Annotated in this window: 6 protein-coding genes; 3 read left to right on the forward strand and 3 right to left on the reverse strand. The window is 39.8% G+C overall.

Annotated elements, in window-relative coordinates:
* Positions 1 to 630: 630 nt before the first annotated feature.
* Positions 631 to 972: a hypothetical protein gene (locus CXF78_RS08270; RefSeq protein WP_102036493.1), complete on the forward strand. Its 342-nt coding sequence runs from the start codon at positions 631 to 633 to the stop codon at positions 970 to 972.
* Between the two features lie 42 nt (positions 973 to 1,014).
* On the opposite strand, the gene CXF78_RS08275 is transcribed toward CXF78_RS08270, so the two are convergent.
* Both CXF78_RS08275 and CXF78_RS08280 read right to left on the reverse strand, forming a co-directional pair.
* Entirely contained in the window at positions 1,015 to 1,326 is a 312-nt protein-coding gene (locus CXF78_RS08275) for an EscU/YscU/HrcU family type III secretion system export apparatus switch protein (RefSeq protein ID WP_041413136.1), read from the reverse strand.
* 11 nt (positions 1,327 to 1,337) lie between these two features.
* Complete coding sequence (locus tag CXF78_RS08280; protein ID WP_102036494.1) at positions 1,338 to 3,470, reverse strand: flagellar hook-length control protein FliK; 2,133 nt, start codon at positions 3,468 to 3,470, stop codon at positions 1,338 to 1,340.
* Between the two features lie 388 nt (positions 3,471 to 3,858).
* On the opposite strand from CXF78_RS08280, the gene CXF78_RS08285 reads away from it, so the two are divergent.
* The gene (locus CXF78_RS08285) at positions 3,859 to 4,593 is read left to right on the forward strand and encodes an MlaA family lipoprotein (protein WP_374702274.1); all 735 of its coding nucleotides are present in this window, start codon (positions 3,859 to 3,861) and stop codon (positions 4,591 to 4,593) included.
* A 46-nt stretch (positions 4,594 to 4,639) separates the two neighbouring features.
* On the forward strand, positions 4,640 to 5,761 hold the full coding sequence (locus tag CXF78_RS08290; RefSeq protein WP_102036496.1) for a response regulator: 1,122 nt from the start codon (positions 4,640 to 4,642) through the stop codon (positions 5,759 to 5,761).
* A 334-nt stretch (positions 5,762 to 6,095) separates the two neighbouring features.
* On the opposite strand, the gene CXF78_RS08295 is transcribed toward CXF78_RS08290, so the two are convergent.
* Positions 6,096 to 7,604 (reverse strand): peptide MFS transporter, encoded by a 1,509-nt coding sequence (locus CXF78_RS08295; protein WP_102036497.1) that lies wholly within the window; start codon positions 7,602 to 7,604, stop codon positions 6,096 to 6,098.
* Positions 7,605 to 8,114: the final 510 nt, after the last annotated feature.

Here is an 8,114-nt window from a genome sequence, read left to right on the forward strand (position 1 = left end):
GAACACGTTATGACGTTCAGTTATATAACCACTCCTATGCTAACAACAGTATTCACTTTTTTAAAGATTAAGCCAGCCAATATCGCTGAATATTTGAGCTGCTATTGTGTTTGTAAGGTCTTGATTGTTATCTAATAGCAACATGTACATTTATTGTTGATTATAAATTTATACAACAGTGTTAATATTGGTTTGATATTTTAATCTATTACTTTGCTATAAATTCTAGTTGCTGTTCTCATGTTGCTGCTATATTTAGGTATTGTTTGTTTAGTGTGTTATTTGTGATGTTCAGTTATCGGTTTACACAGTGTTTTTTAGTTGTATTTTTTAAGCGTTATTTTCACCAAAATGTGTAATGGATACGCATTAATAAAATGGATTTGTAATGAAACAACTTTCTTCTCGATTTACTCAGTTATTGTTTTTCGACATTTTTTATATCCCCCATATATCCGCAATACTTTATCGATTAATTTGCTCTGCTGTAGCTTTTATTATTGTCATTTATGACATTGTTATTGATGATATGATTTTAAGTGAGATTGATTTTTTTGAGAGTATTTATATCACGATAGTTTTCTGCAGTATTAGCGTTTCAGTTCCTTACAGTCCGATACAGAGGTTGTGATGGATTTCATTTGGTTGTTAGGTTTACTAGCCATATATATTCCAATCCAAATGTGTATTGATGCGTATATTGTGTATCGAACTGACGTACAGCAAAAGGGTTGTGATTACCTGTTGGCATTTCTTCCGTTGCTGACGTTTGCCTATCCAGAACACTATTTGTATAGTTTTATCTCTTTAGTCCTCATTGTATTGTATGGGATATCGCTGCGTTATTATGCAGCATTTAATGACTGGCTTGATTTTGACCAAGACCGTTTGGCTGGATTGTGTCTCGGTGGACTGGGAGTCGGTGGCATAATGATAACAGCGAGCTTGATTTACCAATTTTTACAACATTAACATTAGATGATCTAGGTTTGACAATTTTGTAGCTGAAAGGAGTTAAGCTTGAGCGACAATTTTTTGATGAAGATTATCCCATTGTTCAGGGAACTTTCCATCCAACATATACACAAATGCAATCAATTCTGCGATTAATAGATACAACTCTTTCGGTACTTCATCACCTAATTCTAATAACTGCAAAAACTCACTTAAGTGTGGGTCCTGATGGATATGGATCCCCGCTTCCTTAGCGATTAATATCATCTCCTCGGCAACTAAGTCCTTACCAGTAGCAGTAATTTTTGGGGCACTTTTACCATCAAAACTGAGTGCGACTGCTTGCTGTATTTTTTTCGAGTCATCTTTCATCATGTTCTCTATTAAGCTCTTGTTTTGACTAAATAGTGATCGCCAGGTAATAACGTTGCTGGAATTTGGGCTAACTGCGTTGTGAGCTTACCTGGTGTAAAACCAATTTGAGTAATTTTATCTGACAGTGCTTGGTTAAAGCGTTCTACTTTTGCAAGTAGCATTTGATTGTTGCCTTTAAATTGGATATCAAGCACATCAGCTTGCTTATGAGCACAAATCAATAATGATCCTTGGGCTAAATTAAATTTGAGTTGTAGTTTCCATCCTGCTTTTTTATCTTTGTCTGAATCATTTTCTTGTTCAAATTTACCTTCAAATTGTTCATCGCGTTGGTTAATTGAATATGGTAGAGCAAAGTACCAAGTCATGGCTTGATTGGGATCGGTGCTTGCATGTTGATACAGCGCAATACTGTTAGCCAATTGTGCCAAAGAGTCTGCACCTCCTAGCTTATCTAATGCAGCTAATAGACCTGAATTCGCACTGAGTTTACTCAAGGTTCGTTGTTGCAACTGCGCAAGGTGCGCTTGAAGTTTATCGCTGATCCCTGAGCCTGTTGATTTTGTTTTTACCCCTAATAATAACTGGAATAAGGTTGTGATAGCACTTCCTGAAAACAGTGGTGAGGGCTGTGCGCTAGTTGAGTGACCTAGCTGAGTGTGTGCCAGATTAAGCGCCGCTAAACTGTATAGCTCACTGCTGAGTAATGCCGGATCACTCAATGCACTTAATGGATGTGGGCTAATTTGTGGTAGATGCTTAAACAGTTCGCTGGCTAGATTATGTGGAATTTGTTGGCTTAACTGCTGTTTGATTGGCATCGCGCCTGCTTTTGATAACGCTTTATTCAGCACTTCTATTGGTGCTGGGTCACTGTCACTGTTCATTTTGTTTGATGCAGGGTTGTTTGGTGGATTGTTCTTTGCGCTATTGTCTATCGCAGAAGTGGTGTTTGCTTTGGGAGTGTTTTGTTCCGCTACTGATTTAGTTGGTAATGCTGTTTGCTCTACAGTGTTGTTAACAGCGCTTTTGGCTAGATTGGCTTGCTGTTCCATATTGCTGCCAGTTTTAGCGAGATTCGATTCTGCTGATAGTCCTGATGAGCTTTGCTGTTGTGTTACCGGAGTCAAGGTTTTTACTGCAGTACTGTCTTGGCCGACTTTGGCCGAAGACGGCGTTAATTCATTAGGCGTTTTTTGTTGGGCATCGCTTCCTTTTACCGCATTATCAATGATTGGCAGTGGTGTAGACTCTAGCTTTTTTAGAAATTGACTGAGAATTTGTGCAGGTTCATTTTTAGTTATGATGATGTTTGCCGATTCAAGCGTCTGGGCCGCTTGAGGTGGTGCCGGAAGTTTCGTTAAATTAACGCTTATTTCTGCAATGACTGGCGTGAGTGTAAGTTGCAATTGCTGATGTTGTACCACGACCTTAGCTAGATATTGGCCTGAGTTTAACGCGGTATTGGGCGATAATTGAATGCTTGTGCCACCAGAAAAGGTCAATTTCCCTTGGTCTATTATTGCAGTTGGCAGAGGATAACCTTGAACTCTGGCTGCCAATGATGCGAGTTGTTGTGTTGAAACACCATTTTGTTTTGCTAGTTCCTCGAGACCTTGTGGTAAGGCAAGTTGAATAGGTTGTGCCAAAAGCACTAATTGAGTCGCCACCGTTTGGGCGGGTGCTGTGGCAGTTGAGCCTGCAGAAGCCGTTGGAATTGCAGGCGAGGTACTTTGGCTGTTGATGACTTCTGCTTGGGCTACGGGTAAATTTACGCTGGAAACGGCACGAGCCACAAGCTTAGCTTGATCGCTTGCTATAACGACTTGCGCTGTCTGTTGTAATAACTTTTGCAGTTCAGCGGTCTTGTTAAGTTGATACTGTTGATTTGCAATACTGATGTCGAGTTGTGCGCTTGCTGGTGGTTGCACCACTTTTACAGGCAATAATACTGCTGCTAAATCTGATTTTGTGGTCGACGAGTTGGATACAACGGATTTTTCATTTGAGATTTTTGCTGGCAAAGAAGTACTATCGGTTTGAGTTTGTTTACGCTCAATCACCGCCTGCGGACTGACATCGACAGGTTTGATTGTGACGGTATTGACCGGTTTTTGAGGGAGCGTTGTTGGTACAGCCATAGAAATCCTATCAAACGAACATGTTTGTCTATTGAAATCAATCTACTTGTCAGTGAACAATATCAACTTCATTTACAATTTTTTGATTGATATTGTCAAATGGCACAGTATCCTTAGCTCCCTGTTACCTTTATTGGGACAACATATTGGGTTTTATTACCATTATAGTGAATGATTGCTGGTAACAAAGACGTATGAGTAAGGTCTGATTGCTAAATAGTGAATGATAACAGCCTTACACTTGCTTGCTAAATTATATCGACTTGAACAAAAATTGCTTTAATAAAAAGACAAAAATAGCAGTTTGTTGAGTAGTACCTTTTGTCATTTTAAAGAGAATTATATGAAGTATAAATGGATATTACTTCAGGTGTTTGTTGCAGTTAGCATGCCCGCGTATGCCGAAACCGAAGCACCTCAAGTTACCACATCATCACGACCTGCGGTTGAAATTAAATATAATGATCCTCGCGATCCATTTGAAGAAGTTAACCGCACAATGTGGGACTTTAACTATCTGTTTTTAGATAGGTATGTTATTCGCCCGGTTGCTCATGGTTATAAAGACTATGTTCCTAATCCTGTCAGAACAGGGGTTAATAATTTTGTTTATAACCTAGAGGAACCTAGCTCTCTGGTGAATAATACCTTACAAGGAAAGTGGGGGGGGGCTGCTAATGCAGGAGGTCGTTTTACGGTTAATACCACCATCGGTTTACTGGGGTTAGTCGATGTTGCTGACATGATGGGGATGCACCGTAAACAAGATGATTTTAACGAAGTGTTAGGTTATTACGGTACACCAAATGGTCCTTATTTTATGGCGCCGTTTTATGGCCCAATTGTGACAAGAGAAATCGCCTCTGATTGGGTGGATGGTCTATACTTTCCTTTATCAGAGTTAACGATGTGGCAGTCAGTATTAAAATGGGGCTTAAAGGGCTTGGATGCACGTTCTAAAGCCATTGATCAAGAAAGATTATTAGACAATGCTCTTGATCCTTATGCTTTTGTAAAAGATGCCTATTTGCAGCATATGGATTACAAAGTTTTTGATGGTGATGTGCCATCTAGTCAAGCGGACGATGAGTTACTTGACGAATATTTAGATGAACTAGAATAGTCGAGGCATACAGGCACCTCGGCAGTGTAGTTTGCGAGGTTGTTGTATGGCGCTTACTGATGTCGAGATCCTCTTTGTTGAAGACGACCCGATATTTCGCCATGTCGTTGCTGATTTTTTGCAGGGACAAGGTGCTCGGGTTCAACAAGCATGTAATGGAGATGAAGGTATAGCCCTTTTTTCCGATGCTATTTTTGATATTGTTATTGCAGACTTAAGCATGCCTGGCCTTCACGGTTTGTCGATGCTTAAACAGATGCAGGATATTAATCCTGCTATACCCGCTATTGTTATTTCTGGTAATGATGTGATGTCTGATGTTGTTGAAGCATTGCGCATCGGTGCCAGTGATTATCTGACTAAACCTATTGCTGATTTATTCATTATTGAGCAGGCAATCATCCAAGCTATGATGTCAGCCGCTACGCCGATGAATGTTTCTGGGCAATCGCATTTACAAGAAATGAATGAGTTATCTTATCAAGAGCTCACTGATAACTTATCTTTACTTGAGCAAAATGCTCAAGCGGCCAAAAGTGTTCAGCAGCAGTTATTTCCTGCTTCGCATATCTATTATCCTAAAGCCGAAATCAATTACAGTTTATTTAAAAATAATGATGTTAGTGCTTACTTCATCGACTCTACTATGGTGGGGGAGCATCATTTAGTGATGTATATGGCACACTTTTCACCTGAGGATAATAGCGCTGCTTTTGGCTGTGTCTTATTGCGCAGTTTTATTAATCAGAAACTTAAGCTGTTTAGAAATGGTTTAAGCAATACCTTAATCGAACCTAATAATATGCTGTCGTATCTTCATCAGCGTATGGTGAAGTCTGGGTTACATATTAATACCGATATTATTTATGTGTGCCTCGATTTAAGCGGCTACCAATTATCAATTGGACAATCAGGTAAAGGACTAAGGTGTTATTTACGTAACGGTAATGAACTCACTCCTCTTGCATTGCCCGAATCAGCACCTCTTGGCAGTTCAGGGTGGGATAAGCCGAGTATGCAAACTAGAACCTTATTACGGGATGAACAGATTTGTATTGGTACACATTTTTATGAGCATAAACAACAACTGCTTGAGAACCGCTTTACAGGGCTTGTTTATCAATCTGATATTAAAGCGGGTGGCTTTATGCAGTTAGCGTGTCGCTGATCATTGTTAGAGACTATCTAGACACTAGAAACCTAGAGCGCTGCGCTGCTAGGACGCTTCGCGGCTAGAGGCTATAAAAGCAAACAGCATAGCGAAGCGATCCTAGCAGGACGAAGTCCGTTCTAGTAGCGAAGCGGTCAGCAGGACGCTGTCCGTACTAGCAGCGAAGCGATCCTAGCAGGACGAAGTCCGTTCTAGTAGCTAAGCGACTCTAACAGCCGCAGGCGTTCTATTCCTTGAGCCTAGCAGCCCTTGATGTGGGTATATAAAAAATCCCCTCACAAGTGAAACTTGGAGGGGATTTTATTAAGAATAACAATTACATCAAAACCAATTAACGTTTAATTCCTTCGTGTTCGGCCGTGACTGCAATTTCTTCTTCTAAAACTTCTTCTTCAGTATCATTTTTGTTTTCTGCACCGTGCATCCAGTCAACTAATTTATCTGACATTAGGTATAAAATAATACCTGAGACGACTGCGGTAATACCGATCCCAGCAAAAATTGCCATTGCGTTTGCGAGTTGTTCTTCGACTTCGCCGCCATGACCAATTAACGAACCTACTAGGCCGCCAATTTTGTTTGCTGCAGCAATAAATAGGAACCATGCACCCATCATTAATGATGCGATACGCAGTGGTGCCAATTTAGTGACCATCGATAAACCAATTGGTGATAAACATAATTCACCCATGGTGTGGAAGAAGTAAGCTCCTACTAACCACCACATGCTTGATTTAACTGAAGCGTCGCCGCCCATTTCGAATACTGCGCCCATCATGAATAAGAAACCGATGGCAAGTAAGAATAAACCTAACGCAAATTTAACGGGTGAGTTAGGTTCGTTTTTACCTAAGCGGATCCAAATAGAGGCAATCACTGGAGCAAAAACAACAATAAAAATAGCATTGAGTGATTGGAAGTAAGTGGTAGGTACTTCCCACGAACCAATCATACGATCAGTGAAATTGTTAGTGAACAAGTTCATTAATCCGCCAGCTTGTTCAAAGCCAGCCCAGAAAATAATGGTGAATAATCCCATTACCATAATGACTTTAATACGGTCACGTTCAATCTTCGTTAGCGGTTCACTTCTGGTTTCACCTTTAGCTGCATTTTTTCTTTGTTCTACTTTAGCTGCCGGTTCGACACCGATGTCGCCAAGTAATTTTTGCGCAAAGAAAAACTGAATAATTAACGATAAAATCATACCAACACCTGCGCAGAAGAAACCTGCTTGCCAGTTGTTGATAAATACTTCTTCACCACCAATTACAACTTCATGACCAAATGAAGTGTAAGCCCAAGCTACAATAAAGCCTGACAAAGCTGCACCTAAGTTGATACCCATGTAAAATATGGTGAATGCGCCGTCACGACGATGATCACCAGCAGGGTATAAATCACCTACCATAGTGGAGATATTTGGTTTAAATAGACCGTTACCTATAATTAACGTCCCTAAACCAATATAAAACATCATGGTTTCTAAACCCGGCATCCAACTATGTGGTGCTGCAAGCGTAAATTGACCCGCTGCCATTAAGAAGCCACCAATATAAATGGCTTTACGTTGACCCAATACGTTATCAGCTAACCAACCACCAATTAATGGTGTTAAGTAAACTAAACCGGTAAAAGTACCATATAGTGATAATGCGTCTGCTTGGCTCCAGCCTAAACCACCACCTGCTTCATTGCTTTGGACTTTATCTACCAAATAAAGTACTAAAATTGCACGCATTGCGTAATAGCTAAAGCGTTCCCATAGTTCTGTTGTAAAAAGTAAGAACAGCCCCTTAGGGTGTCCAAACAATGTACCTTGTGGTTTTGCGTCACTCATTAAGTCTTCCACCTTAAGCTTGTGATTGCCTGTGAGAAAATATCGTCACAGAAATAATTGTTTGCAAGAGTTGTCTATGACTGCTTTATCAACTAACACCTGAAATATCGAGTGTTTGACCGTGACTACGCAGTACTGAGCAACTTTATTGTTTATTTTTTATAATAAATAATGTCAGTTTGACGCTGAATGTTAACCAAACATCAAAAAGCTAACCTTATATACCCTTTTCATGCCAATAAAGTCAATGTTAATGCGGGGAACAGAGAGGTTAAGCTTGTTATAAAATGTGTCAATACAAACAATCAACTACCAGCAATGTTGGCAATTTGTTTTGTTTTTGTTGTTAAGTTAACTGGAAGTTAATAAGGTTTTCAGGCATGGTGCCGATACCTATATCACGCTTTAGTGAGACTTTAGTTAAGCGTGATTGTGCAAGGTGTTGATTATAAAGTGTTGTCTTTTAATTTAAGTCATAAACAGTTAAAATACGATTCATTAACAAATTTC

The organism is Shewanella sp. 11B5, assembly GCF_002836795.1.
In the GTDB taxonomy this organism is placed as follows: domain Bacteria; phylum Pseudomonadota; class Gammaproteobacteria; order Enterobacterales; family Shewanellaceae; genus Shewanella; species Shewanella frigidimarina.